Raw genomic sequence first — 503 nt, 5'->3', positions numbered from 1 at the left:
AGCTGAAAAGTACGGCGACAAGACAGGCAACGATAACGCTGACGTTCACCTTGACCTGTACCATGTTTTCTGACCGATTCAGTTTGTTGACAAAATCGACATTTCACTTCTCCCGTTGCCATCTTATTTCCTGAAAAAGTGAGGAGTATACATGAGAAACAACAAATTGAATACGTGACCATTTTTTCCGCTTCCAGCCGATTGGGCCTAATCGTATGAATATATGATAACCAGTTACGTACCACGCCAGCCTTATATGATGAGACAGGGTTAACAAATATTGGCACATTCCCTGAGTTTTTAAATAACCATTCCAAAGCATCTTCTTTCAAATTGCAGTCGATACTCAGTATTCCTGCTCGCTCAATGAGAGCTTTAGATTTATTGAGTAGCTCAGGAGTGAGTTTTTTCAAAATATCCATATCACTCACGGATGTGTGCGGTTCACCATGACTATCAACTATTGAATGATAAATTGAAGTTCTTTCATCATTTAGTTTATG

1 protein-coding gene is annotated in these 503 nt (G+C 39.2%); it reads right to left on the bottom strand.

Annotated elements, in window-relative coordinates:
* Window positions 1-464: IS1/IS1595 family N-terminal zinc-binding domain-containing protein (locus PSI23_RS21955; protein ID WP_444876166.1), on the bottom strand; the 464-nt coding region annotated here is incomplete at its 3' end.
* Between the last annotated feature and the right edge of the window lie 39 nt (window positions 465-503).

Origin of the sequence: Xenorhabdus yunnanensis, from assembly GCF_028598805.1 — a bacterium.
GTDB classification, from domain to species: domain Bacteria; phylum Pseudomonadota; class Gammaproteobacteria; order Enterobacterales; family Enterobacteriaceae; genus Xenorhabdus; species Xenorhabdus yunnanensis.
This window is presented reverse-complemented; position numbering and strand designations above follow the sequence as displayed.